We start from the raw sequence: 24,647 nt of genomic DNA on the forward strand, positions 1-24,647 counted from the left end.
TTTAGTATTACATTATTGCTAAAGTAATGATAAATGTAACCAATGAATTCTTGGTAAGACTGAAGAAACTTGGTTATGAAGACCTAACACCAATCCAGAAAATAGCAATACCGAAAATACTCTCTGGAAAGAACGTTTTAATCATAGCACCAACGGGATATGGGAAAACAGAGGCCGCAATATTACCAATATTTTACACAATTTTCAAAGATAAACCAGAAAAAATATCAACACTCTACATAACTCCCTTAAGAGCGCTAAATAGAGACCTTGAGTCAAGGTTAAAAAGAGTAGGGGATGCATTTGGTATCAGCGTTAACGTTAGACATGGAGATTCTTCCCAGAGGGAAAGGAAGGAAATTTTAGATAACCCACCTGACGTGTTGATAGTAACTCCAGAAACATTACTATACTTAATACTAAACGATACTTTTAGGAAATACTTTGCAAATCTGAAATGGATAATAATAGACGAATTACAAGAAATGTTAGACGAGAAAAGAGGAATCGAACTCTCCGTACTACTCCAAAGAATCAAAAAGATAACAAGAAATAGAATTCAATTAATAGGAATTTCTGCTACCATAGGAGATATTGAGATGGCAAAAAGATACCTGGATAGGGAGGGAGAAGTAGAAGTAGCGAATATTAACGCAATAAAGGATATAAAGGTGAATTTGATCATTCCTAAGATTGAAAAGAAAGACGCAGATTTAGCAGTAAGGTTAGGATTAAGGCCAGATACAATTGCGAGACTCGAGAAACTTAACGAAATTATAAAAAATAATAAGCCAATTATAATATTTACAAATACTAGGGAGACCAGTGAATTCATAGCCAATCAACTCACAAGCAACTACTCCTTAAAAATAGGTTCTCATCACGGTTCATTATCGAGAGAAATTAGGATAAAAACAGAAAACGACTTTAAGAGCGGAAATATAGACGCGATAGTTGCAACTTCAAGTTTAGAGCTAGGTATAGATATTGGTAGAATTAATCTAGTAGTCCAATACATGTCACCTAGACAAGTGATTAGGTTAATTCAAAGGGTGGGAAGAAGCGGACATAAAATAGGTAGAACGTCTATAGGTTACGTTATACCTTCAGAGGACGTTTTCGATATTCTAGAGTGCAGAGCAATAATAGAGGCATTATATTCAGGTTATTTGGAAAAACCGTTATTCGAGGAAAACCCGCTTGACGTTGCAGCACATGAAATAGCGGGAATGGTTTTAGAGGGCTATAAAAATCCTAACGAAATCTTGGAAATTCTACGTAATTCATTTTATTTCAAGAACTTCACGGACGAAATGTTCGAAAGTGTGATAGAACTCCTAGAGAGTGCTAAAATAGTTAAAAGAAGGGAAGATGGAAGCCTAGTCCCAAGTAGAAGAATCTGGAAATATTATTACACTACTAATATGATACCAGATTCCATTAGAAGTTATATTGTAATCGACCACGCTACTAACATCAAAATAGGTACTTTGGATGAAGATTTCGTAGCCTCGTTAGATGAGGAAAGCGTGTTCATTTTAGGAAGCAGGCTATGGAAAGTTGTGTCTATTGAAAAAGATAGGATATTCGTAGAAAGAGCTGAGCTAAAAAACGGAATATTACCAAGTTGGTTTGGAGAATCAATTCCAGTTGAGAAAGAGATAGCAAGGAAAGTTTACGAGTATATTTACATGTTAGAAAAAGGAAAAATGGAAACTGAGGATGATAGTATATCTAAAGTAGTAAGGGAATTCGTAGAGAGAGGATACCCAGAACTGAGACCAGATCTTATCTTAGTTGAAATAGTAAAGAATAACTTAATTATAATTCATTCACCATTTGGTTCAAGAGGGAACAACACACTTGGTGCAATAATTTCAGTTATGTTAGATGTGGAAAAACAGACCAAAACATCCTATAGGGCAGATCCATATCACATCGCAATATCTTCTGTACTACCAATAACCGAAAATGACATGGAAAAAATAGTCACTACACTAAATTCCTTGCCTATAAATAAAATAGTCGAAATCTTAAAGAGAGGAATAAAGGAAAGTCCGCAATTCAAGTGGAAATTATTAGTGGAGATAAAGAGGTTTGGAATGGTAGATCCAGATAAGGAAATAACGCTCACATCATCCATTATGAAGGCTTATGGAGATACAATAATCGGAGAAGAGGCAGTTAATGAGCTATTGGTGAAAAATTATGATATAGAAATATTAAAGGAACTCAAAAACTACAGCTGGAAAATAGTTGAGGTTTACGAAGCATCTTCCTTAGCTAGGCAATTTCTTGACAAAATCCTTAATTACACTTCATTTGACAAAGACGAAAAACCACTTATGATAGAGATCTTCAAGAAGAGACTAGAAAACAAGGAGTTAAGATTAATCTGTCTCTCATGTGGATGGAATTCGAGTTATTCTATAATCAACTCACCTAACAAATGCCCTAAATGCTCCTCAATCTTCTTAACTGCAACTAATCCAGATGATAACGATTCTATAAACATAGTGAGAAAAGCGATAAAAGGGGAGAAATTAACAAGTAGAGAAAAAAGGCAATTAGAAGACCTAAAGAGAATTGCCTCCTTCTTCCCAGATTACGGTAAATATACCCTTATAGCACTAGCAACCAATGGAGTAGGGCCAAGTAATTTAGGCAAAGTTTTAAGTAAATTAAGTGAAGGGGAGAATGAATTTTACATGGCCTTAATAGATGAAGAAAAAAGGTTTATAAGAACAAGAAAATACTGGCACTAATCTTAAATTTAAGCCTCTTAAAAGTTTTTGTGAGACTAAAATGCCCGCAATTGAAGTTGGAAGAATTTGTGTAAAAGTAAAAGGAAGAGAAGCTGGAAGCAAATGCGTAATAGTCGATATAATAGATGACAACTTCGTATTAGTCACTGGACCAAAAGATATAAGCGGTGTTAAAAGAAGAAGAGTCAACATTCTACATTTAGAACCAACTGATAAGAAAATAGATATACAGAAAGGAGCCCCAGATGAGGAAGTAAAGAAGAAAATAGAGGAAGCTGGTTTAACAGAGTACATGAAAGAGAGAATAAAGGTTAAAATACCAACATTGTGATTTAGATGATTCTAAATGATTTTATTTACAAAATAGATAATTTTTGTGGATATAAAAATGAATGGAAGATAAGAAAAGATAGTGAGACGTCAGATAAATACGGATATTATCCAGAGAAAAGACCAATAGACGTACATATAAAAAACTCAATAATAAACCTTGATAAACCTCCTGGACCAACAAGTCATGAAGTTGCATATTGGGTTAAAAAGATGTTAAACGTTAGTAAAGCGGGACATGGGGGGACCCTAGAGCCCATTTCACTGGGCGGGGTAATCCAAAAGTTACCGGCGTATTACCGATAGGAATAGAGAACGCAACTAAAATAATGAATTACATAAGTAAAGGAGGAAAAGAGTACGTATGCGTAATGCAAGTCCACTGTGAATACGATAAAGAGGAATTGACAAAGATAATAAAATCGTTTGAAGGGGAAATATACCAAAGACCACCAGTTAGATCATCAGTCAAGAGGAGATTGAGAGTTAGAAGTATATATGACATAGAAATACTTGACATGGACAAGAAATTAGTACTATTCAGAGTAAGTTGTGACTCCGGAACTTACATGAGAAAATTATGCCACGACATAGGGATAATTTACGGTTGTGGGGCACACATGAGAGAGTTAAGAAGAACTAGATCAGGGATTTTCACAGAATCTACGAATTTAGTGAAGCTACATGACCTTTCTGAAGCAATATACTTATACAAAAACTGCAAGGACGAAACGGAATTGAGAAGAGTACTTATGCCAATGGAATATGCGACATGTGAAATGCCCAAACTTATAATAGAGGACTCAGCAGTAAACGCGTTAGCTTACGGTGCACAACTAGCAGTACCCGGTATAGTAGCCTACCAGAACTTTAAAAGGAACGATACAGTTGCCGTATTAACACTTAAGGGGGAATTAGTAGCGACGGGTAACGCATTAATGGACAGTAAAGAGCTGGAAAACGCCAAAAAGGGTATAGTAGTCAACCTGAGTAGAGTTTTTATGCAGAGAGATATATATCCGAAAGCATGGAAAAAACATGAGTCATGAATACGCGATTTTTGAAGTAATTAATGGTGTGCCTCTAACCCTTCTCTCCTCCCCGGGGATATTTTCAAAAAAGGAATTAGACTTAGGGACAAGAGTACTTTTAGAAAACATAAAAGTAGCGGAAAGCGGAATAGTGGCAGACGTTGGTTGTGGATATGGGCCCATAGGAATTTACCTAGCATTAAAAAACCCTAATCTAAAGGTTTACATGGTAGATGTAAACTACATAGCCATAAAGTTAGCTAAGAAAAATGCCAAACTTAATGGAGTCGAAAATAGGACAATAATATTAAAATCCGACATCTTCGACAATGTTCCCGTTGACGTTAAATTTAACGCAATTTATTCTAACCCACCGCTTTCTAAAGGAGTGGATTTTCTAAAAAAGCTTGAAGACCAATCATATGATAGACTAGTTGAAAAGGGATTCTTGCAATTAGTAGCATATAAGGGTGAAGAGAACATAGAGAAAATATTTGGTAAAAGATTTAAAATTGAATCGATAAAGAGAAAAAAAGGGTACTCCTTAATCACAATAGTTAAAGATTAAAGCTATAATGTAAAACTATAATTTGCCGGGGTGCCCGAGTGGTCCAAGGGGCTGGCCTTGAGAGCCAGTAGGCGTAAAGCCTGCGCGGGTTCAAATCCCGTCCCCGGCGTATAATTATTTATATGTTGTAAAATATTCATCCATTCATTACACTAATTAGTCACGAATACGTTTTTAACAAAACTTCTAAACCTTGCTTAACCCTTTCTTCAACTTCCCTACTACTCAAACCTAACATTAAACCAGCATGATACCAACTTTTACCTTGTAAAACCCTAGCAACTAAAGAAGCCTCAACTTCGATACTCAGATTCACTTTAAGTTCCAAAAAGTGCTTAGTGATTAAAAAGTGTGCAGCCTCAGCAATGACATTATAAGGTACTTTACCTTCTATATAAGCCTTGATCTTATTAGCATATAAATCCGGTACTTCTCCCTCTCTCCTTTCACTATAAGTATTTCTCAATAACAAAGCGATAAGTTGAGGGTTCAAATTATAATAAACCTGGTGAGAAGTCCTCAGCAACTTATCCTTCAATAAACTGGAAAGCTTTACAACAAACCCCTTACTTTTTTCGCTCAATGCCCTAATGACAATAACAGAGTAACCGTTAAGCTCCTCGTTCTTAATAGAGGATAAGTAGACTGGAGTAAATCCATTCTTAATCCAAAAGCGTAAAACGGAATAATCTGCAACAAAGGAAGACCCTACCCAATCCACTCCCTTTGCCATCTTAATAACCTCTTCAATAATCCTACTTCCTATACCCTTACCTTGATTTTCTGGAGAAACGGCAATCCTCATTATCCTCCAACCTTTCAACTTACCGAACTCAAATGCCCTCATGTACTTTATGAGCCTATGGGGAATCAAATGCCCCTCATTCTTTAAACCATTGGAAATATCCTCTATTTGCCTATCAGTAAGATCTCCCTCATAAACAACTTGGCAAACTGCAATCGGTTTCTCAGACGAATAACCAACTATAACCTTTTGAAACGCCATGTCACCTAAAAGCATCAAATCGTCCGGAGAATTCCTATAATGAGCAGTAACTAGTATTCCATAAACACTCTTTAGCAAATTATTATCTTGAAATAACTTCTCTTGAGAGACATCTTCTATTTTCAGCTCTCCATTATACATAACCTCAGCAGGTTCAGCATCAAGTAGGAATACATCAAACATGAACTTCTCTATTGGGTCACCCTTAGCATATCTAATGGGATAATCCATCTTTATGTGCTTCAAAAGAACCTTACTCTTTAATCTATCAACGTACTTTAAAAACGCCTTACCAGAACCCTCATAGCCGTGAACAGTTGTAACGAAGATTACCTTATCCCAGCCTTGTAAAATATAATCCAAAAACTCCATACCAATGGCAGCAGCTTCGTCTACAACTATTAGATCACCCTCCTCATTTCTAGCCAAGTCAGGGGAAACCCACTTTACTCTGGAGTCACCAGTAGTTATCTTCATTATTTTACCATCTCTTGAGGTGTTTAGTTTATACTTGACATTTAGAGCATCTAATCCTTTAATTACGAAGTTGAATATCTCTTGTGAAGAGTAATATGTTGGGGAAGACACAAGGATATTACCGAACTTTTCCTCAGTCATTAGATAAGATAGAAACAAACCTATAGATGCGCTCTTTCCCCTACCCCTAGCTGCTGTCACTACTAGAACCCTTTTCCCTGGGCTAGTGATGAACAGGGACTCCTCAAGGACCTTGTTCTGATCAGAGGATAGACAAAGCTCATGAAGCTCCATTGGAACTTTAGGGCTTTTAGGAATTTTCTTATAAGGTTTGTGAGTTTCATTGGAGGAATATGGAGTAAAGGTTAACCTATCCCCTTGCAAGAAAATTATACCCCTATATCTCTTTGCCAGTTCCATAAACCTCCTTTCAAATAGGTCTTTAACAACACCATCCCTAGTCAAAGACTCCTTATACAATTTACCCCTTAAAATGTCATCACTATAAATTATTGCCATACCTCCTCCCTTGGTCATGTCAACGAATCTAGCTATGTAGTTAGGCCTAAAATCACCTATTGCATCTAATATTACCAAATCAGCACTTTGCCCAAGATATTTCTCTGAATTTGAATAATCTATATCAAGAAAATTTTCAAATTTTTTCCTAAATTCCATCATTCTATCCTTTGAATTATCAAGCCATGGATGAAAACCATATATAACCCTTGGCTTTTTATTGACTTTTAAATATTCCTCAACCAGCGAATTGACCTTCTCTAGGTAATCTTGAGATTCAATTATCGCTAAGTGCCTATAATAACCATTTACCGCGTCCATGAAATAGTTTTGAAACATTTTCACCACATTATGTATGCGGCCGCCGGGATTTGAACCCGGGATCACCGGCTTGGAAGGCCGGCGTCCTAATCCAGCCTAGACTACGGCCGCACTACATTATAATCAGAATAGGAAGGTATTTATTTTTTTCTTCAAGCCAGAGGCTTTATTAAAAAGAAGAGGAAAAAAGAGAGAAACCTTAAAAAAAAGAGTAATTAGCTTAACTTATTCTCCTCATTACTAGCACTATTGCAACTATGGCTACAATTAGACCGATTATACCAGCTATTATACCGCCATAGGCTATTGTCGTTAAACTACCCACAGTACTCCTCAAGCTGGCAACTTCACTACTTAAAGTACCTAGACTTGCGCTTAGGTTGCTTATTTTACCGTTTAATGCTGTAACTTGATTGCTTAAAGCAGTGTACTGCGATGATAGTGAGCTAAGTTGACTACTTAATGAACCTACAGTACTGTTTAACTTTCCTATTTCGCTGTTCAAAGTGGAGATCTCAGATTGTAAAGTAGATATTTGAGCATTTGCATTTGCTAAGCTCTTGTTCAAGCTTGTTATTGTAGCATTTAATGAAGAGATCTCAGTCCTTAACGTGTTAACTTGGTTATTTAAAGCGTTAATTACACTGAGATAGTTTGGAATCGCGGTCACAAATACATTATAAGTAACAGTATGAGAACCATAAGATATCGTCAAGCTCCCACTAATCAAGTAAGACGATATTAGAGTTAAACTGGTTGACAATTGAGGAACTTGGAAACTCAGCATAAATGACCCATTTGCAGCAGTCGTAGTAGTGAATGTCTTAGTTCCAACAGTTGGTATGTTAAGAGTTAAGGAAACGGTTGCCCCAGATAATGGAGCCACAGTTGCATTATAAACATAACCCATAATATTCACAGTTCCGTTCTGCATTACTACTGAAGTTATTATACCGTTAGCCAATTCTATAAACTGTGGGTAAGTATTTTCATACATGGCCAAGTTTTGTAAAGTCAATATTATTGGAGCTATTGCAGGAGTTGTAACATTAACGTTAATAGTACCTACAGCAACACCACCGGCAACTTCCACCGTAATCTGCCAGATCCCTATTACATTAGTAAATGTATACGCGTTAGGTACGTAAATTCCACCCGTAGCATTAACTGTGGTAGGAATACTAGCAGCTAAGGTTGAATTGGGGTAGAATACGTTTATAGTAGCACCTTGACCAGCGAATTGAGTAGGGACAACTGCATCTATTGTCACTGATTTCCCAACATAGTAAATTTGATTATTTACACTAGGACTATAAAAAGTCACGTTACCAGATGTATAAACTGCAGTACTCACTAGCGCTACAACTGAAATTAATATCAAGGTAGATAAAACGAATGTTTTTTTCATAACCATTCACCTCAAATATATGGTAAAGAGAAAAAAATAAAAACCTTTTAACTTGAAACCGCCGTTACATTAGTATACACTAAGAATGTTGGGTATAGAGATATTGCTGGACCACCAGCAAATGGTACTGCAAACATTACTACTGTATGAGGCTCACTTGGACTTGATAAGCTTATGAACTGATATGATTGAACTGGTACTTGTAACACTACACCAGGACCTAAGGATGGTGAATATACTGTCTGGAATGCTGGAGTACCGGGTACTGGAGTACCAGTAGTTACGTTACTACCTAAGAACGATACAGTCTCTATGTAGAATGGATATGGATAGGATATAACACTAGTTACTGATAACACTATGTACTGACTAGTCGGACTTAAGACTAATGGGGTACTGTAGTAGTAGAATACCTTGTTTTGAGCAGTCTGGGGTACTGTTACACCTAATGGAGATAGCCTAATTGGAGTGTTGTTAAATGCACCTAATGTAGTCTGTCCACTTACGGTTGCGTGAGTTACTGGGTCTTGTACAGTGAATGTTACATTAGACGTTAATGGTAAAGCAGTATATGGACCGAAGTGATATCCAGCATAGGTGTATAGATTAGCAGTTCCTACAGCTACTTTGTGAGATCCTAATATTATATACATTGTTCCATTTGGACTGCTTAATGAGCCAGTTGCTACATATAAGTTTACCACTGGTCCATAGTATACACCAAATGTTGAAGTCTGTGATAGCGTGGATATTAGATTACCACCATAAGACGCTACAAACATTCCGTTCATGTATACTATAGTACTTGCATTGCTTGGGTTATACATAACCGTTACAGTAGCATACTTGCTAATTATCTTAACGCCGGTTACTTGTATTTGTGTAATGCTAGCATTAGCTGCGTTAATATCAACCACTTTAGCACTTGGCTGTTGTACTACTGCATAGCTTATCTCAACTGGAATACCAGTTGTAGCGTTAATGTATTTGGCAGTCAATATCCATTCAACTGAGCCTGGAGTAGTTGGTGACATTACATAGAATTGACCGACTATTAACAAGGTCTTATTGGTTACATAGGCTCCACTGATTACATCATGATAGGTTACGTATAAGTAGCTTCCATTCAAAGCTGCTGGGTTTGGTAGACCCAGTAGTGATGCTAATGCTGATATGTTGAATAACGTAGTCTCAAATAATGGGCTACATTGAGCTACTTCGCCTAAGTTAGTTGATATTAATAATTTACTGACATTAGATGGTGACAATACTACTGACTCGTTCATTCCGTTTAATTGTACAGTAATCGCAGTAATGTTTCCAACGTTGAATCCATTCTCAACTGCTTCTATTATACCACTTTGCGGGCCTATACTTATACTGCTGTAGAATACGTAATAGGGATCATATAATCCAAATGGCATGTATATCTTACCGACTGGGAATACTTGTGGCACTATTAATGCTGGAGTAACGTTTGCAAACGTTAAGGTTACGTTGTTAGTCTGATATTGTCCGGTAGTTGAATAGTAGTAGAAAGCTGCATAGTCTGGGCTTACATACCATATTACAATCTTGGTGTTTAGTATATACTTTAATGGCATATATACAGTTACTACATAGGTTGGAGTTGAAGTGTTGTATATTACGTTGGTTGTAACGGTATAACTGAATCCTGGCTCGAACTTGAAATCAACTGGGTAATATCCAGTTGGAGCAGAACTGTAGGTTAACGCTACAGTCTGCCCGTTTAGTGTAACTGTAGTAGTTACAGGAGCTGTAGTTGCATTGGGTAGTGGACCTACAGTTTCATTCTTTATTAACTTAGTACCGTTATAGATTGCAACGTGTAGACCAGCATTGCTCATTAAGTCGTAAGGTCCCATAACAGTAGCGTTATTAGCATTGGAATTGGCTGTGGAAGTCTGTAATACAGAACCGGCATCACTTACTTGTGCTAATGTGTACATGTTGTCACATGTCAGACCAACTAATGGAGTCTTAGGTATCGTGAAGAAGCTCGGAAGTGCAATGTAAGCTCTGAATGAACCCAATGAAATATGAGTACCGTGATAGTCAACACCAGTTACAGTTACGGTTGTCGATGGACCCCATATATGGAATGTCACTAAATATATATAACCTAATCTCTCGACAATGAATTTTAATGGCATTAAGACCGTGAAGGATAGTGAAGTTCCAGTTATTGTTGTAGTGGATTCACCGTAGTTGAAGTATGATACTAGTGGATTCACAGCAGCTGCGGCAGTTAGATCACTAGCAAACTCAGCAGAGTTTGTAGCAAGCGCAATTTCGTTTAATGTTCCGGCTGATGTTCCTGTTGCTAATAATGTTGCTGGGTTTATCTCAACTTCATTAACGGAACCATATAATAAATAGTTCCCTCCTGCTTTAGTGAAGTTACCAGTTATGTTGAACATTATTACTATTTGTGGGAAGCCAACATTTAGGGACACTCCATTATAAATTACTGTCGCACTGTTATTATCACCTAAGCTTATTGGAACTATTGGAGCTAGGAAGAAGGTAAAGTTAGCTTTCTCTTCAGTTTTACTGAAGAAGAAGTTTACTGTACCATTAAATATATTTGCAGTTAATGTTGCGCTACCGTTTTGATAAATAAAGCCATTAAATCCAACACCTAATTTACCTGAGAAGATATAGTTACCTGGTGGTGTTACATTGAAGTTTGAAGATGTGAAAATATTAGTACCGGTTTGTAAGGTTAGCGTTACATTCTCATGTGCAGTAACGTTCATTTGTCCATTAAACATTAGTATTGGACTATAAGTTGGAGCAGCAGAGTATAATATGGTACTATTTGATGCGAAGTATTGTTTAAATGGTGGAGCTTGGAAGTTTGCTGTTGGCGTAGAAGCACCAGATGAATGCTTCGTTGAATTAGCTATCACAAACCAATATATTAATGCTGGCGCTAATGAGGAGTAGGTTAAAGTAAAGTTAAATGGCGATACAGAAGTTGTAATGAAGTTATCGTAAACAGCCACTGTTATGTTACTTCTTCCAACTGCGTAGTTAGAACCAGGTAACATCTTTGAGTTAGCGTAGTACAATGGATTTAATAATGTACCTACCAGTGTCACAGGTGGAGATATTGTTATAGTATAAGTATAGCCCGCATAAGTGAATTCTAGTTTAGTACCTGCTGGTAATTGTGATAGACTGGCGTAATTCCCACCAGTTGCAGTGTTAATCAAACTTAGTAAGCTTAACTCATTCATGTAATAATTAACTTTTACGCTTCCGTTGGTATAGTTATAGATCTCATAACTTGTTGAAGGAGTCACACCAATACTTTGCTCATAACTATATGCTAATTCTTTAGAAGAACCAGTGGTATTTAATAGTAAAACTACGGAATTGTGAGCTACGTCAAAATATCCATACTTACTATAAGTACTTAATACTATTGATGAAGTCATACCACTTGGTAACACCACCGTAAATGTTATACTATGTAAAGTAGAGTTAATTGCTCCACCATAGTCAAACGCAGTTGCGTTGGCAGCTACTGAAGTGTTTGATGTAGCGTTGAAGAATAGATTAATTACTATATTAGAATTAGAAGTCAAACTGGTAATGCTAGGTATTGTATATATTGCAGCATCATTAGAGTTGGCCGCTTGTGTTGGTATTACAAATCCAGTTATTACTCCTAAAGTAGATAGGAGGAATACAGAGGTTAGGATTAGACCTAGGGTTTTATTCATACTACCTCTGGTAGTGGAATAAGTGAAAATACTTTATAAAGCTTTGTATACAGATTGAATTTTTAGAAAGTGGACCGGCCGGGATTTGAACCCGGGACCTCTCGGATGCCAACCGAGCACTCTTCCAGGCTGAGCTACCGGCCCACTGGTTAAGAATTTTTATTTAGACTAAATAAAGTTTATGCGATTGGAAGAGAAGAATGACTACACTTGGAATCGTTTACGATAAATTTCTCTCACCATCCTTTGCGGGAGGAGGTGCAGTTCACGCTTATGAGGTTACAATTAGGTTTAAAAACCACTTTAAAATCATCTATTACCCTACAAGCCCAGTCCTAGTTTGGGATAAGGAAGTCGTGAAAAGGAAGGCAAAGGAGTTGGAAAGTCAAGGCATAAGAATTGCAGGGGAGTTTTACGAGATATTGGAAGAGAGGGAGAAGATCAGTAGGATCAAGAGGTTTTTGTTCGCTGATAAGATCGCTAGGGAGTTCTCCAAAGGTTATAAGGTTGACGCTGATATTTTGTATCAACCAGACCATACATCACTTGACATCTTTTACTTGGCTAGAGACACAAAATACGGTATAACTTTCCATGAACCCCCCTTTTATAACGACTCTCTGAGATACTTAAGAAGGTTAATTAAGTTCTATGGTGTTAATCCGTATACCGGAAAAGGTTTTCACACTAGGTTCTTATATAACGAGTATGTGAAATTTCTGTACAAGAGACTGCTAAAAAAAGAGGTAAAAAACGAGCCGACTTTTCTAGCTGGTGTTAGTGAAGCCGCTTTGATTGAGTCAGGCTTAAAAGGGGAAGTTATAAAACCTGGTAACGCTTTTGACCCTTTTCTCATGAATTATAGAAACAAGGGAAAGGAGGATTACGTGGTGTTCTGGAGTAGGTTGAATCAAGATAAGGGTTTCCATGAATTGCCAGACATTTTACACATGATGGAAAAGAGAAGTGGTAATAAGATAAGGTTAGTTGTAATGGGTAAGTTTTTCGATAAGTATAACGAGAGGAGGTTTTGGTCTAAGGTTAGAAAATACGATTTGAAAGTTGAGTATAAGGGTTTTGTGAAGAGGGAGGAGTTAGCTGAGATCGTGTCAAGGGCTAAAGTCTTAATTTATCCCTCTCATGTTGATGGTTTTTCCCTAGTAGTCCTGGAGTCCTTAGCCTTGGGTACTCCAGTTGTTGCTTATGATATTCCCGCAATTAAAAGCATTTATGGGGGTTTAGAGAGCGTTAGTATTGTTAATGAGTTCGATAAGGAGAGCATGGTAGAGAACGCTTTAAGGTTCTATAAAATGAATGAAAGAGAAATTGAAGAGATAATGAATGGAGAGAAATTAATGGTGTTTTTAAAGTTACATTCCAGTTGGGATAATGTTGCTGATGCTGTGTTGAAGATCATAAAGAAGTACCTTTAAACCAGTGTTATATTTGGTCTATTCGATATTATACTCTTTTCCCAATATTTATGAGGAACTTATACGGATCATTTTGTATCTTTTTGAAGAAAAACGTGTTTTTACACTCGAAAGCCTCCTTTAAGACGGGGGGAGGAAATCAGAATTAGGTTAATATTGTGTATGGGTCCGCCGGGATTTGAACCCGGGACCACGACGACCCGAACGTCGCATCCTAGTCCAGGCTAGACCACGGACCCCTATTATTTAAATTATAACGCGTGTTTATAACACTAATGGCAGTTGATGAACTATTTGACTCCTACGTAATAGAGACTATAGGGAAGAGAATATCTGGAGATATTGTTTGGAGTAAGGATGTATCTGGATCTTTAAGGAAATGGAGGGAGATGTTTAACGTTTCTCAAGGTGAGTTGGCTAGAGAGATGGGGATTAAGCAATCTGTTATTGCAGATTACGAGAGGGGGAGGAGGCAAGCTGGTAGTGAGTTTATTAAGCGTTATGTGTCAGCTTTGATTTCTATAGACGCTAGGAGGGGTTATAAGGTAGTTAAAGAATTGGCTAAGATGTTTGGTATAAATTTCCCCTTTATTGTTGACATGAGGGATTTCAATTCTCCTATTGGCATAGATAAGTTAGTTAGGGCTGTCGATGGCGTTATTGTGAACTCCTTTGTTGCAGAAAAGAAGATTTATGGATATATCGTTACTGACAGTATTAGGGCTATTCTGAGCTTAAGTGGTTTAGAGTTCTATCAGGTTTTAAGTATGATGGTGAACCGAGCTGTTGTCTTCACAAGGGTAAGTAGCGGCAGGTCTCCGATGATAGCCCTTAAGGTTGCACCAATAAGGCCTCAAATAGTTGTTTTCCACAGACCAATTAAGCTAGATCCTTTAGCATTAATGCTAAGTGAGGTTGAGGGAATAAATATTATAGTCTCTACGAAGCCAACTGAGGAGGATTTGATTAAGGGTTTGAAGTCTCTCCTTGCAGAATCATAATTGCTTTTGCTATGTCGCCATTTGCCTTAATTAAGGCCTCTCTAGCTTCCTTTTCGCTTTTACCAGTTTGCTCGACGACGAACTTGACGTCTTCTTCTTTTATCTCTACTTGGCTATGTTTTTGTTCTTCCTTGGTTTGTCCACCAAATACTACAATTGCCTCATTGCCCATGACGTTTGTTTTGGTAACAGTGGGATTTTCAATTATTATATTCTTTTCATTAGTCTCAATTATCACTCTAATTGCGTTTATTTGTTCAGTTTTTATTCCCATTCTTTCCATTTTCTTTAGGTCTGAGGGTTTTATTTTTGCCATTACAAGTTTTATGAAGAAGAAGTAAACTTAATAGTTTGCGGTTACAATATTTCACAAATGAATTACTTTCTGAAAATATTAGGTGGAGGAAGAGAGGTAGGAAGATCTGCCATTGAGGTCGGAAATAGCGACAGCAGTATCATACTAGATTATGGAGTGAACTTTGACGAAAAGGATAACCCCAATTTTCCATTCCAAGAAGTGCCTAGTAGAGTGAAGGGCTTTGTAATCTCTCATGCACATCTAGACCATGTAGGAGCTTTGCCAATCTATCAAATAGGCTCATTGAACACTAAGGTCTACGGCACTGTGGCAACTAGGATAATAACTGAGGTTATGTTAAAGGACTTCCTAAAGCTTTCCGGTTCTAAAATACCTTACGAGTGGGTTGAGGTAAGGAAGACTATGGATAATTTCATGGCGATTGGATATGGGGAAGAGACGGAAATTGATAGTATGAAAATCTCACTATATAATGCCGGCCACATACCTGGAAGTTCCATTATTAAGGTATCATCAGAGAAAGGGGCAGTAGCATTTACCGGAGACATTAACTTAACTGAGACTAAATTGATGAAACCAGCAGAAATTGAGAGTATAGGGAATGCAAATGTTCTAGTCATGGAGTCGACTTATGGTAAATTTAACCATCCTAATAGAAAAGACGTTGAGAACGAGTTCTACGAGAAGGTTTTAGAAGTCGTTGAGAGTGGTGGGACTGTCTTAGTACCGGCTTTTAGTTTAGCGAGAAGCCAAGAAGTCTTGTCTGTATTGGCAGAAAGGGATTTCCCTTATCCAGTTTATTATGATGGAATGTCTAGAGAGATAACTGAGATAATGCTTGGTTTTAGAGAGTTTTTAAATAGACCAGATTTACTTAAGAAGGCTTACGATAATTTCAATTACGTTAAGGGATGGGAGGATAGACATAGGGCATGGAAGGAGAGAGGAGTTATCGTTGCCAGTGCGGGAATGCTTAAGGGTGGACCAGCTGTTTATTACTTCAAAAAGCTTTCAGAAAATAGTAAGAATGCAATATTCTTAGTTAGTTACCAAGCTATTAACACACCGGGGAGGAGGTTATTGGAAATGGGTAAGTTCGATGAGTATTCTGGGTTATTAAAGGCTAGATTGGAGATCTTTGACTTTTCAAGTCATGCTGGGAGAAGACAACTTCTAGAGATAGTCAAATCGATTAAGGGTTTGGAAAAGGTGGTACTAGTTCACGGTTCTCCAGATAACGAAACGTCATTGGCTGATTTAATAAAGCAAGAGACTGGAGTTGAAGTAGTAATCCCAGAAAATGGTCAAGAAATTAGTTTATAAATGTTTAAAGTAGACGTAATTTGTGATAATACTATTTATTCACGCGTCGGACTTCTCGTTTAATGTAAAGGAAAAAGCCATTAAGGAACCAGAAGAAGAGGCTAAATTAAAGTCAATAGAGTTAAAGAACGTTCTAGTCTGTTTTACTACAGTGGAGAAAGGTGATGATGAGGAAATTTTAAACGAGGCCATGAACGATATCTTAGACGTTTACAGTAAGGTGAAAGCGGATTCCGTGGTTATCTATCCTTATGCTCACTTATCTTCTAACTTAGCAAATCCAGACACTGCCATAAAGGTGCTTGAATCGTTGGAGAACTTATTAAAGGACAAAGTAAAGGTTTATAGGGCACCATTTGGCTGGTATAAGGCTTTTTCAATATCTTGCTATGGCCATCCCTTAAGTGAGTTATCTAGGAGAATAAGAAAGGGTGAGGAGTTGGAGAAAAGTGAGGAGTTGAAGTACTGTGAAAAGTTCGGATTTCCTACCTCCGCTGAAAGCGCGTTTATGAGGAGAGCAGTAATAGGATATTTAAGGAGTATATTTCAACCGCTTTTCGAATCTGAGAATAATGAAAACGTAAGTAATGGCGAAATGAGTATACTTTATCAAAATGTAGAGAGCGGAAGACTTCTGCCATGTATTAATGAGAATCCTAGGGTAATAGTGGTGTACGGTGGTGTTAAGGAGTTAGATTTTCCCAAAGAGATTATCGATAGTAAAAATAGGATTAAGGTCTGGTGGGTAAACGAGAGTAGAACTTATGTGGACGTTGGAAGATTGATATATTACTTCATTTTAGAATCGATTAGGAAACAGCCTCCTACTTTGCCAGATTGGGTCAATCCAATTCAGGTTAGACTCTTACCAGTAAAGAAAGACTTCTTAGATTTCTCAATACAAGTTGCGGAAAGGTTGAGAAAGGAGGGGATAAGAGTTAACATTGATGATTTGGATGATAGTTTAGGAAATAAGATAAGGAGAGCTGGGACTGAGTGGATACCTTTCGTCATAATTATAGGAGAAAGGGAAGTGAAGACTAATACGCTTACTGTAAAAATTAGAGCTAATAATGAGCAAAAGAGTATGAGTATCGAGGAGTTGATTAAGGAGATAAAGGATGAGGTAAAGGAAAGGCAGAATTTACCACTTTATTATAGTTTATATAAGCGCTAAAACCGCTGAGTTCGAGATGTGGATGAAGTACGAAATTTTAGAAGAAGAAGTTAGGCAAAAATTTCACGCTACAATTTGATGCTAACCGTTGAATGGCTCTCTGATGAGAGATGTAAGCCTAAATAAAATGAGGAAGGTCCCTTAACTAGAGGAAGTCTAAAAGACGTAAATGAATTTTTTATTTTAAATTCAGATTTCTCATTGGATGATAGTAGAGGCTAAGGTTCCGTTAAAGCTGACGTTATTTGGAGAACACGCTGTAGTTTATGATAGACCAGCCATTGCAATGACTATTTCAGAGAGCTTAAAGGTTAGGGTAAGTGAAAGTGATAAATTCCTAATTATATCACCCTCCCTCAATATAAGAGGGGTTAAGTTAGATCTGAATGAGATGAAAATTGAGAGTGATGAGGCTAAGAAAGTACTTAGATATGTATTTGAGGTATTGAATTACTTTGGAATGAAGAAGCCAGTTAAAATAGAAATAGATTCCACAGTTGAACCATCTGTTGGATTAGGTACGAGTGCTGGAGTTATTGTTGGTACTGTTGCTGCTTATTCTAAATATTTGGGAATCGATTTAAACAGAGATGAAATAGCCAAAATTTCCCACGATATTGAGTTAAAAGTTCAAGGAATAGCCAGTAGAATGGATACTTACACTGAAACATATGGTGGTTTAATTTATTTCCCACCCGGTGGGGAGGGATTTGAAAGGATAGATGCTAACTTTGAACTAACAGCTGGTTACATAAGGAGGAGTATGAGTACTGCTGATGTCTTATGGCGTGTTAGAAAACTTAAGGAGTTAAATAAGGAAATCTTCGATAACATATTGGACGTAATAGGTGAGATAACTAATAGAGCTAAATCCTTGATAATTGAACAAAATTATGAAGAATTAGGACTCTTAATGTACGTAAATCATGGATTGTTGTTCTCATTAGGAATAACTTCCCCAGAGGTTGATGAGATTGTTTCTAGAGCTAAACAATTGAGGGTAAAAGGTTGTAAGATTAGCGGGGGAGGGGCTGGAGGTTCAATAATATGTGTTAAGTCAATTGAAGCTGAAGTTCTTTTAAAGAGCTATAACGCTAGAATAGTTGACTCGACGCTAATTAAAGATGGTGTCAATATTTCGATAATATGAGGAAAAGTCTAATTTACCAGTAACCAGAAGATAGATTATTGTGTGTGGAATTATAGGAGTTGTATCGAATAAGGAAAGCAATAGACTAGCTGAATTAGTAGTGTCATGCCTTAATAGACTAGAATACAGGGGTTATGATAGTGTTGGCGTTGCTGCGCTTTCAAGTGCTAATTTAGAGGTAAGAAAGGCTAAGGGTACTGTTGAGGAAGTAGTAAGAAAGAAGAATATTAAAGAGTTGTCTGGTTACGCGTTTTTAGGACATACCAGATGGGCTACTCATGGAGCCCCTACTGACTATAATGCTCATCCACATACAGATTGTAGTAATAATATAGCGGTAATTCATAATGGAACAATAAGGAATTTTAAAGAGCTAAGAGATGAGTTACAGTCTCTAGGCCATAAGTTCAAGAGTGAGACTGACACTGAGGTAATACCTCATATGATGGAGGAATACATGAAGAGGGGTATGGATACTTTTCAAGCTTTTAGAAGTGCAGTAAAGAGCATTCAAGGTAGTTTTGCGATTTTGGCAGTAGTTAAGGGAGAGAGGAGAATTTTCTTCGCAAAGAGAGATAACCCATTAGTAATAGGATTAGGAGACGATAAGACGTTTGTAGCTAGTGATATTCCTTCATTTCTACCTTACACCAGAAAGGTTATAGTAATATCTGATGGAGAGCTAGGCTATGTAACGCCAAATAGTGTTTATATAGAAGACGAAAACGATAATCCAATAGATGTCACAAGTAGGATAAAGATTATAGATTGGGACGCTTCCTCAGCCTCTAAAGAAGGATATCCTCACTTTATGCTTAAGGAAATTCATGAAAGTCCAATTGCTGTTAAAGATACGATCTCTGGACTTTTAAGTGAAATTGATAAGGTAAGTGAAATCGCTGAGGAAATAAGGGAGTCCTCTAGAATAATAATAACCGCTGCTGGAACAAGTTATCATGCTGGATTTTATTTATCATTATTACTTTCTAGAAAAGGATATATGAGTATTCCATTAATTGCATCAGAATATCATAATTTTAGAGCTAAAAAAGGTGATATTGTAATTGCGATAAGTCAAAGTGGAGAAACTCTAGACGTCAAAATGGGTATTAGGAAATTCAAAGAGGAAGGGGCTAAGATAATTGCATTAACGAACGTAATTGAGAGCGACATAGCTAGGGAAAGCGATTACAAACTATATATGAGAGCTGGACCAGAAATAGGAGTGGCGGCTACGAAAACTTTCACATCTGAAATTGCATCCTTACTTTTCTTGTATTCTCTAATAGAAAAGGAAAGCATATCTTATCTAGAAAGCGCTCACGAAACAGTTAGAAATGTAATAACTGAGACGGAAGGATTTGCTAAGAAGATTGGGGAGGAGTTGGCTAACAAGAACAACGCCTATTACTTGGGAAGAGGTCTAGGAGTACCTTTAGCAATGGAAGGAGCATTAAAGATAAAGGAAATAGCGTACATCCACGCTGAAGCGTATCCAGCTGGAGAAAGTAAACATGGACCAATAGCGTTAGTTGAGAATGGATTTCCAATAGTCTTCATAAACGATGGAGAACTGGTAGATGAATTGGAGAAGAATTTACAAGAGATGAAAGCTAGAGGTGGTAAGACTTATTCAATAAGTGTGAATAAGAGACTTAACTTCGCAGATACTGAGATTCTAGTAAATACTGATGAAAAACTCTCTTCACTTGCAATAGCGCCAATAATTCAACTAATAGCATATTACGCTTCTGTTAAGAGAGGATACGATCCAGATAAGCCTAGAAACCTGGCCAAAACAGTAACGGTTGAGTAAAGATGAAAGCTATAGTGTTAGCTGGAGGAAAGGGAGAAGGATTATTGCCATACACTGAGAAGGTTCAGAAAGAGGCTATCACAGTACTAGGCAAAGCAATAATAAACTACACAATAGATGGTTTAAAGAAAGCAGGCATAAAAGAATTTGAGATAATCGTAAACGAGAAGGGAAATCAAATAGAAGAAGAGGTTGAGAAGCTTGACGTATCGTTTGAAACTATAGTACAAAAGAGACAAGGAATTGATGGTGCAGTTCTAGATGGTATGGAAAAGATTGATGACGATGTATTTGTGTTGGCATTTGGTGATATTATTGCACCTGCGGAATTCTACAAGAGCCTTATGGACACTTACATAATGACAGGGAGGCAAGCCGTTATACCGTTAGTACCAGTGAGTGAGGGGACAGAGACTTACGGTCTAGTTAAAATCATTGATAACAAACTAAAGGTAGTTAAAGAAAGCTCAACCCTAGCACTAGGTGGAGCTTACATATTACCAAAACCAAAGGACAATTTCACTTCTCTTCTGGATTATATTGATCTTCTTGCTAGTGAAGCTAAACTCAACTATTTTATTTGGTCAGAGAACTGGGTTGACATAGGTTATCCAGAGGATTTACTATTCGCATTAGAAACGCTGTTAAGGAGAAAGGAAAGCGTTATCTCAGATAAGGCTGAAATTTCGAAAAACGCAATAATTGGGAAGGGAGTTATTGTTGAAGATAATGCGATAATAGAAGATTACGCGATAATTAAAGGACCAGCTTATATCGGTAAAAACGCTTACGTAGGATCGTTTTCTTTAGTTAGAGACTATTCCTCCATAGAAGAGGGAGCAAAGATAGGGGCTTACTGTGAAATTGCCCATTCACTAATTGAGCCCTTCGCTGAAGTGGGTTCTAAATCCTATTTGACTTACTCAATAGTGGGTAAAGGAGCTAAGATAGGGGCTTCTGTCATAACTGCAAGTTATCCAGCACAATCACTAAGTAGGCCTAGATTCAATAAACTAGGTGCTTTAATTTCACCAGAAAAAGTAATTAAACATGGGAGTATAATAGAAGCTGGTATGAAAATTTAATAAAAAAGCCTAAATTTCTTTAGCGTTTTCTCTCTATCTTCTTCTTAAAAGTATCACGGCAGCTACTACTATCACTATTATAACTATTACAATACCTATTATAACTGGAGCTGATATCCCAGAACTAGTAACAGACGTGGTTGTTGAAGAAGAAGTTGTAGGTATGGTAGTCGATGTGGTAGAAGTTGAAGTCGTTGAGGTTGTGGATACAGTTGTGGTTGAAGACGTGGAAGTAGAAGTAGTCGATGTAGAAGTTGAGGAAGATGTGGTTGAAGTCGATGTGGTCGTTGTAGAAGTTGAGGAAGTGGTCGTTGAAGTTGGTGTAGTAGTTGTGGTAGAGCTGGTAGTCGATGTAGTACTGCTCGTGGTGGTTGTTGTAGTGGAAGTAATTGTGGGTATTAATCCAGTGCTTACCATACCATGGGGTGTAATATAAGTTATATTTATTTGATATTGTGTTCCAGTATACTGTTCAGGTATCTTTAATTCTATCCAAGAATTACCATATGCGAATTCAGTACTATTACTGCCAAAGTAAGGTTCTTGAATTGGTTGACCATTTATTGTCAGCGTTGAAGTGAAATTGCCTATGGCTGTTGTAAATGGCCTAAGAGACGATGATTGCGGTGAAACTTCCACTATAACTTTATCGCTCAGGCTAAATGGATATTTAGATAGAATGTATGTATAGCCATTTGTTGTCACAAATGACACTGTAATGTTGTTAGACGTATACGTATTGGAGGTAACTAAAGTGCCATTTAATCCATAACTAACATTTACAAAAATTACAAATGGAACGTATCCTAATACTTGTCGATAATTACTAATATTGTAGAACTGAATGTAATTGTAGAAATAATATAGACCTTGTGAGACGTAACCTGGTACTAGAATCGGTACGTAAGAAGAGTTTGAGAGGGGCGGTTGTAATTCAAATGGAGCATTGTATAGCCTATACATATTGGTGAGAAATACTGATGAATAGGTATATGTTGATACGGACGTGTTCCAGTTATGAATATTCGAAATTGTTAGATTTACTGTGTAAAGCTTACCGGGTATTCCATTTATTAATATTAAGTTTGCGCTATTGTTTAGCAAGATATTCGCAGATACGACCTTAGATACGCTATTCACGGTAATTACTAGAGACTGGCCGTTTACGATCAAAACGTTCTTACCAGTTGGTAAAGATAACGTAACTGGAGAGTAAGAATAGGGAGGGACAGTTATTGTAGTATATGAGTTACCATTCAAATAAACATTAACTGTTTCACTATTTGGGTTATTATTTATGACATAAGCCGTAAACGAGGCAGATGAACCAGTTGTAGGAATTGTGATAAAGCCAGTTGGAACAAGTGTTATATTAGTTACCGTTTGCGATTGCACTAATGTGATAGGAAGTATTAACATTAAAATTGCAAATAGTGATATAAAACCAGTTACAAGTACTTTTCTTAAATTCACTGACATCACATTATGCAAACCGTGTTTGTAAATAAACTTTTTGCTTAGTAGTATTATGTTAGTAAGTATTAAATACAATGGGTCAAGATGTATTAGATAGAACATTAATTATTGATTTTCCTTTTAATGTGCCCTTAATGCCCCTTAAAAACATTTTTAAATAATACTGCATATAGTCCTAGGGTTAATTCTTATATTGATCAGAATATTCCAAAATAATGTTAAAGTTTATAATCGACAAAAAGATCTTAACTTAATGATTATCTTAGCAAGAAAAGATCTAGATGAACTGTTCAAAGCTGAAATAGCCGTAAACTCAGTAAGAGAGGCGTTCAAACTACATTATGAGAAGAAGATAAATCAACCACAACGTTTAGTGATGAGTGTAAAGGGAAATTGGTGGGGTCTAATGCCCTCATCTACTGATTATTCTTTTGTAACCAAAATAGTTAACGTTATACCTGAGAACAAAGAAAGAGGTTTACTGTCAGTTCAAGGCGTTGTAATATTGATGTCACCAGATTCCGGAGAAGTTTTAGCGATAATTGATGGAACAACATTAACTGCAATAAGAACTGCTGCAGCAAGTGTATTATCAACGGAAATAGCAATAAATGGTAGAAATATTGGCAATTTGGGAATAATAGGTGCGGGAACTGAAGCGTATTATCACGCCAAGTTAGCCTTAGAGTATTTCAAAGTTCAGAAAATTTACATTTCTGCTAGAAAATCTCACTTCGAATTGGCTAGGAAAATTGGCGGTGAGGCTACAGATTTAGAGACATTATTGAAGAATTCAGATATCATTTTTGCAACCACTTCATCCAATGTTCCAGTAGTCTTAGGAAAATATCTAAAGGACATATTTCATGTATCAAGTATAGGTGCCCATACTCCCGATTCAAGAGAGATAGACGATGATACTATAGTAAAGGTAAAAAGTTATATTGTCGACTCATTGGAAGCGGTTTCTAAAGAAAGCGGTGATTACATTATTCCTAAACAAAGGGGATTATTGGAAAATAAGATGATAAAGGAATTAGGGGAGATAATAGATAAGGGTATAAAGGTAGAGAGGCCGTCATTATTTAAAACAGTGGGAATTGCAGCTGAGGATAACGTAACTGCCCATATAGCTTACGAAGAAGCTTCAAAAAGAGGAATTGGAGTTAACGTTTCCATATAATTTCTTGCACATTCTCCTGCTTATTAACATATAACGCTAAAACAAATAGTAGTGAGGATAGGCGATTAAGATATTTAACGTGGACGTCCTTTGCCCTATTCCTCTTTAATAGCTTTACTACACTTCTCTCACTCCTTCTGCATACGGTTCTAGCTAGATGAAGAAATGAAGATGCGATATGTCCTCCAGGTAGAATAAAATTTCTTAACTCTGGTAAACCCTTAGAGAAATTATTGATCTCCTCTTCTATCCATTTTACCTTATCTTCTTCGAAATTCAAATTGAAACCAGCGATTTCCGAGGAGAGCGAGAATATGTCTGATTGAACTCTCACTATAATTTCACGGAGTTGTGGATAAAGGGACGAAATTACACCTAAACTGGCATTTAATTCATCAAGGTCACCAATAGCATTTACAATATCGTCATCCTTCCAAATCTCACCAACTGAAGGTAGTTTTGTCTTACCCTTATCACCAGTTCCAGTATACCAAATTGTCATAGGTT

General features: G+C 36.9%; 19 protein-coding genes and 4 tRNA genes. 14 read left to right on the forward strand and 9 right to left on the reverse strand.

The window, feature by feature from the left end:
* Nucleotides 1-26: 26 nt before the first annotated feature.
* From J5U23_RS14735 to J5U23_RS14760, 6 genes are all read left to right on the forward strand, one after another.
* Nucleotides 27-2,765 (forward strand): DEAD/DEAH box helicase, encoded by a 2,739-nt coding sequence (locus tag J5U23_RS14735; protein WP_218266519.1) that lies wholly within the window; start codon nt 27-29, stop codon nt 2,763-2,765.
* Between the two features lie 40 nt (nt 2,766-2,805).
* Complete coding sequence (locus J5U23_RS14740; RefSeq protein WP_218258817.1) at nt 2,806-3,096, forward strand: 50S ribosomal protein L14e; 291 nt, start codon at nt 2,806-2,808, stop codon at nt 3,094-3,096.
* 5 nt (nt 3,097-3,101) lie between these two features.
* Nucleotides 3,102-3,401 carry a tRNA pseudouridine synthase A gene (locus tag J5U23_RS14745; RefSeq protein ID WP_218260919.1) on the forward strand — a complete coding sequence of 100 codons (300 nt, stop codon included), beginning with the start codon at nt 3,102-3,104 and terminating at the stop codon, nt 3,399-3,401.
* Nucleotides 3,398-4,144 (forward strand): RNA-guided pseudouridylation complex pseudouridine synthase subunit Cbf5, encoded by a 747-nt coding sequence (locus J5U23_RS14750; protein ID WP_240780815.1) that lies wholly within the window; start codon nt 3,398-3,400, stop codon nt 4,142-4,144. The genes J5U23_RS14745 and J5U23_RS14750 overlap by 4 nt, the downstream gene beginning before the upstream one ends.
* Entirely contained in the window at nt 4,134-4,694 is a 561-nt protein-coding gene (locus J5U23_RS14755) for a class I SAM-dependent methyltransferase (RefSeq protein WP_218258820.1), read from the forward strand. Before J5U23_RS14750 ends, J5U23_RS14755 begins: the two co-directional genes overlap by 11 nt.
* A 24-nt stretch (nt 4,695-4,718) precedes the next feature.
* Nucleotides 4,719-4,803, forward strand: a tRNA-Ser gene (locus J5U23_RS14760).
* A gap of 51 nt (nt 4,804-4,854) precedes the next feature.
* On the opposite strand, the gene J5U23_RS14765 is transcribed toward J5U23_RS14760, so the two are convergent.
* From J5U23_RS14765 to J5U23_RS14785, 5 genes are all read right to left on the reverse strand, one after another.
* Nucleotides 4,855-7,035: a tRNA(Met) cytidine acetyltransferase TmcA gene (locus J5U23_RS14765; RefSeq protein ID WP_218266521.1), complete on the reverse strand. Its 2,181-nt coding sequence runs from the start codon at nt 7,033-7,035 to the stop codon at nt 4,855-4,857.
* Between the two features lie 17 nt (nt 7,036-7,052).
* A tRNA-Gly gene (locus tag J5U23_RS14770) sits at nt 7,053-7,128 on the reverse strand.
* Nucleotides 7,129-7,237: 109 nt separating this feature from the next.
* Nucleotides 7,238-8,431 carry a glycosylated S-layer protein, SlaB gene (locus J5U23_RS14775; RefSeq protein ID WP_218266522.1) on the reverse strand — a complete coding sequence of 398 codons (1,194 nt, stop codon included), beginning with the start codon at nt 8,429-8,431 and terminating at the stop codon, nt 7,238-7,240.
* A 41-nt stretch (nt 8,432-8,472) separates the two neighbouring features.
* Nucleotides 8,473-12,177, reverse strand: a complete 3,705-nt coding sequence (locus tag J5U23_RS14780) for a glycosylated S-layer protein, SlaA (RefSeq protein ID WP_218266523.1) — start codon at nt 12,175-12,177, stop codon at nt 8,473-8,475.
* A 70-nt stretch (nt 12,178-12,247) separates the two neighbouring features.
* Nucleotides 12,248-12,321, reverse strand: a tRNA-Ala gene (locus J5U23_RS14785).
* A gap of 56 nt (nt 12,322-12,377) precedes the next feature.
* On the opposite strand from J5U23_RS14785, the gene J5U23_RS14790 reads away from it, so the two are divergent.
* Nucleotides 12,378-13,610, forward strand: coding sequence for a glycosyltransferase family 4 protein (locus J5U23_RS14790; protein WP_218266524.1), 1,233 nt, complete (start codon nt 12,378-12,380; stop codon nt 13,608-13,610).
* A gap of 163 nt (nt 13,611-13,773) precedes the next feature.
* On the opposite strand, the gene J5U23_RS14795 is transcribed toward J5U23_RS14790, so the two are convergent.
* A tRNA-Pro gene (locus J5U23_RS14795) sits at nt 13,774-13,849 on the reverse strand.
* Nucleotides 13,850-13,885: 36 nt separating this feature from the next.
* Here J5U23_RS14795 and J5U23_RS14800 point away from each other — a divergent pair.
* Nucleotides 13,886-14,611: a helix-turn-helix domain-containing protein gene (locus tag J5U23_RS14800; protein WP_218258825.1), complete on the forward strand. Its 726-nt coding sequence runs from the start codon at nt 13,886-13,888 to the stop codon at nt 14,609-14,611.
* Here J5U23_RS14800 and J5U23_RS14805 read toward each other — a convergent pair.
* Complete coding sequence (locus tag J5U23_RS14805; protein WP_218258826.1) at nt 14,577-14,927, reverse strand: nascent polypeptide-associated complex protein; 351 nt, start codon at nt 14,925-14,927, stop codon at nt 14,577-14,579. The two genes, J5U23_RS14800 and J5U23_RS14805, sit on opposite strands and share 35 nt — an antisense overlap.
* Before the next feature lie 57 nt (nt 14,928-14,984).
* Here J5U23_RS14805 and J5U23_RS14810 point away from each other — a divergent pair, with 57 nt between their 5' ends.
* From J5U23_RS14810 to J5U23_RS14830, 5 genes are all read left to right on the forward strand, one after another.
* Entirely contained in the window at nt 14,985-16,253 is a 1,269-nt protein-coding gene (locus J5U23_RS14810) for an MBL fold metallo-hydrolase (RefSeq protein WP_218258827.1), read from the forward strand.
* A 22-nt stretch (nt 16,254-16,275) separates the two neighbouring features.
* Complete coding sequence (locus tag J5U23_RS14815; protein ID WP_218266525.1) at nt 16,276-17,430, forward strand: threonyl-tRNA synthetase editing domain-containing protein; 1,155 nt, start codon at nt 16,276-16,278, stop codon at nt 17,428-17,430.
* Between the two features lie 205 nt (nt 17,431-17,635).
* Entirely contained in the window at nt 17,636-18,580 is a 945-nt protein-coding gene (gene mvk / locus J5U23_RS14820) for a mevalonate kinase (protein ID WP_218260923.1), read from the forward strand.
* A 40-nt stretch (nt 18,581-18,620) separates the two neighbouring features.
* On the forward strand, nt 18,621-20,396 hold the full coding sequence (glmS, locus tag J5U23_RS14825) for a glutamine--fructose-6-phosphate transaminase (isomerizing) (RefSeq protein ID WP_218266526.1): 1,776 nt from the start codon (nt 18,621-18,623) through the stop codon (nt 20,394-20,396).
* 2 nt (nt 20,397-20,398) lie between these two features.
* A complete protein-coding gene (locus tag J5U23_RS14830) occupies nt 20,399-21,481 on the forward strand; it encodes a sugar phosphate nucleotidyltransferase (RefSeq protein ID WP_218266527.1) in 1,083 nt (360 codons plus the stop codon).
* A 33-nt stretch (nt 21,482-21,514) separates the two neighbouring features.
* Here J5U23_RS14830 and J5U23_RS14835 read toward each other — a convergent pair whose 3' ends face one another.
* The gene (locus J5U23_RS14835; RefSeq protein WP_218266528.1) at nt 21,515-23,059 is read right to left on the reverse strand and encodes a hypothetical protein; all 1,545 of its coding nucleotides are present in this window, start codon (nt 23,057-23,059) and stop codon (nt 21,515-21,517) included.
* A gap of 151 nt (nt 23,060-23,210) precedes the next feature.
* On the opposite strand from J5U23_RS14835, the gene J5U23_RS14840 reads away from it, so the two are divergent.
* A complete protein-coding gene (locus tag J5U23_RS14840; RefSeq protein ID WP_218266529.1) occupies nt 23,211-24,140 on the forward strand; it encodes an ornithine cyclodeaminase family protein in 930 nt (309 codons plus the stop codon).
* Here J5U23_RS14840 and J5U23_RS14845 read toward each other — a convergent pair.
* A complete protein-coding gene (locus J5U23_RS14845) occupies nt 24,124-24,642 on the reverse strand; it encodes a cob(I)yrinic acid a,c-diamide adenosyltransferase (RefSeq protein WP_218266530.1) in 519 nt (172 codons plus the stop codon). The genes J5U23_RS14840 and J5U23_RS14845 overlap by 17 nt on opposite strands.
* Between the last annotated feature and the right edge of the window lie 5 nt (nt 24,643-24,647).

Source organism: Saccharolobus shibatae B12, assembly GCF_019175345.1.
In the GTDB taxonomy this organism is placed as follows: domain Archaea; phylum Thermoproteota; class Thermoprotei_A; order Sulfolobales; family Sulfolobaceae; genus Saccharolobus; species Saccharolobus shibatae.

Excerpts from the sequence above, each read along its gene's own strand:
- J5U23_RS14735 (WP_218266519.1), top strand. The coding sequence starts at position 27 with ATGATAAATGTAACCAATGAATTCTTGGTAAGACTGAAGAAACTTGGT.
- J5U23_RS14740 (WP_218258817.1), top strand. The coding sequence starts at position 2,806 with ATGCCCGCAATTGAAGTTGGAAGAATTTGTGTAAAAGTAAAAGGAAGA.
- J5U23_RS14745 (WP_218260919.1), top strand. The coding sequence starts at position 3,102 with ATGATTCTAAATGATTTTATTTACAAAATAGATAATTTTTGTGGATAT.
- J5U23_RS14755 (WP_218258820.1), top strand. The coding sequence starts at position 4,134 with ATGAGTCATGAATACGCGATTTTTGAAGTAATTAATGGTGTGCCTCTA.
- J5U23_RS14765 (WP_218266521.1), bottom strand. The coding sequence starts at position 7,035 with ATGTTTCAAAACTATTTCATGGACGCGGTAAATGGTTATTATAGGCAC.
- J5U23_RS14775 (WP_218266522.1), bottom strand. The coding sequence starts at position 8,431 with ATGGTTATGAAAAAAACATTCGTTTTATCTACCTTGATATTAATTTCA.
- J5U23_RS14780 (WP_218266523.1), bottom strand. The coding sequence starts at position 12,177 with ATGAATAAAACCCTAGGTCTAATCCTAACCTCTGTATTCCTCCTATCT.
- J5U23_RS14790 (WP_218266524.1), top strand. The coding sequence starts at position 12,378 with ATGACTACACTTGGAATCGTTTACGATAAATTTCTCTCACCATCCTTT.
- J5U23_RS14800 (WP_218258825.1), top strand. The coding sequence starts at position 13,886 with ATGGCAGTTGATGAACTATTTGACTCCTACGTAATAGAGACTATAGGG.
- J5U23_RS14805 (WP_218258826.1), bottom strand. The coding sequence starts at position 14,927 with ATGGCAAAAATAAAACCCTCAGACCTAAAGAAAATGGAAAGAATGGGA.
- J5U23_RS14810 (WP_218258827.1), top strand. The coding sequence starts at position 14,985 with ATGAATTACTTTCTGAAAATATTAGGTGGAGGAAGAGAGGTAGGAAGA.
- mvk (WP_218260923.1), top strand. The coding sequence starts at position 17,636 with ATGATAGTAGAGGCTAAGGTTCCGTTAAAGCTGACGTTATTTGGAGAA.
- J5U23_RS14830 (WP_218266527.1), top strand. The coding sequence starts at position 20,399 with ATGAAAGCTATAGTGTTAGCTGGAGGAAAGGGAGAAGGATTATTGCCA.
- J5U23_RS14835 (WP_218266528.1), bottom strand. The coding sequence starts at position 23,059 with ATGTTCTATCTAATACATCTTGACCCATTGTATTTAATACTTACTAAC.
- J5U23_RS14840 (WP_218266529.1), top strand. The coding sequence starts at position 23,211 with ATGATTATCTTAGCAAGAAAAGATCTAGATGAACTGTTCAAAGCTGAA.
- J5U23_RS14845 (WP_218266530.1), bottom strand. The coding sequence starts at position 24,642 with ATGACAATTTGGTATACTGGAACTGGTGATAAGGGTAAGACAAAACTA.